Genomic DNA, 1,209 nt, shown 5'->3' on the forward strand with positions numbered 1-1,209 from the left:
GGGCGCCAGCCGGTAGGCCACCGCCGCCACCGCGCAGCCCGCCTGTGCCGCCAGATGCATGCAGGCGGCGTCATGGCTGTCGAGGTCGCCGAACATCCAGCCGCCGCCGTGCAGGAAGATCAGCAGCGGGCCGCCCGGCAAGGCGCCCCGCGGCCGGTACAGGCGGACGGGTATCGCCCCGCCAGGACCGGGCACCTGGCGATCCTCCACGGCGATGTCCGGCGGGCGGGGCAGCGACGCACCGGTCGCGGCGAAGCCGGCCCGCATGGCGGCCAGGTCGGCAGCGGGCCGCTGCGCGGCCATGCGCGCCTGCAGCGCGGCGAGCAGTTCGGGATCGATGGGCATGGGCACTCCGGCGATTGATATCGATGTCAATCATCGCACAGGTGCCGTGGAAATCCCAGGCCGCCGCGCTTGACTTCGACGGAGTCGAATCGGCAACGCGAAGCGGCGGCGCCTCTCACCCGCCGAAGGGGTGATCCTGGCGGATCGGCTCAGGCCGGCCGGTAGGCGTAGGGATCGAGCACGCTCACCTCGGTGATGCGGCCCACCGGCAGGCCGTTGCGGTCGGCCACCTGGCGGATCGCCTCCGGCGTCGGCGCGTCGTAGATGCAGAAGGTGCTCTTGCGATCGGGGCTCACGTAGGAATGGACCCAGGTGACGCCGCTCTCGGCATTGGTCTTGATGACGCCGGCGACGGCCTGGCGGCCTTCCTCGGTCTGGGGGATCGAGAGGCCGTCGGGGAAGCTGCGTTCGATCAGGTAGCGGGCCATGGTGGTGATCTCCTCGTCGGATCCGTGCGGCACCGTGCCGCCGGTGCCTGAAGGATCGTCCCGCGCCGGGATCGCCGCGAGGGCAGGCCTGCCTAGTTTGCGGGCGCGGATTGCCCATTTTTCGGCGCCAGCCCGGCGGCGCCGGCGGCCTGCACGGCGGCGGCGCGGGAGTCGACGCCGAGCTTGGCGAAGACGGCGGCGAGGTGGTGGTCCACGGTGCGGACCGAGCGCGACAGCTGCCGTGCAATCTCGGCATTGGACGGAATCTCGGGCAGGCCCTGGCACAGCAGCCGCAGCACCTGCAGTTCGCGGCCGGTGAGCCCGAAGGGGCGCTCGCGCGTGGCCTGCCGCGGGCCATGGATGCCCTGTTCGCGCAGCCGCCGGCGCAACGCCTCGGCGGCCGGCAGGGCGCCCACCCCTTCGAACAGGTCCAGCG

At 72.6% G+C, this 1,209-nt stretch carries 3 protein-coding genes; all 3 read right to left on the reverse strand.

The window, feature by feature from the left end; translation table 11 throughout:
• The coding region (locus tag B0W88_RS35270; protein ID WP_158080994.1) for an alpha/beta hydrolase fold domain-containing protein at positions 1–345 on the reverse strand (345 nt) is incomplete at its 3' end.
• Between the two features lie 149 nt (positions 346–494).
• Entirely contained in the window at positions 495–773 is a 279-nt protein-coding gene (locus B0W88_RS31835; RefSeq protein WP_077038415.1) for a DUF4242 domain-containing protein, read from the reverse strand.
• Between the two features lie 92 nt (positions 774–865).
• On the reverse strand, positions 866–1,209 hold a 344-nt coding region (locus B0W88_RS31840), incomplete at its 5' end, for a response regulator transcription factor (RefSeq protein ID WP_198938011.1).

Source organism: Pelomonas sp. KK5, assembly GCF_001984095.1.
In the GTDB taxonomy this organism is placed as follows: Bacteria; Pseudomonadota; Gammaproteobacteria; order Burkholderiales; family Burkholderiaceae_C; genus KK5.

Coding starts and splice junctions, on each gene's coding strand:
- B0W88_RS31835 (WP_077038415.1), bottom strand. CDS start 773: ATGGCCCGCTACCTGATCGAACGCAGCTTCCCCGACGGCCTCTCGATC.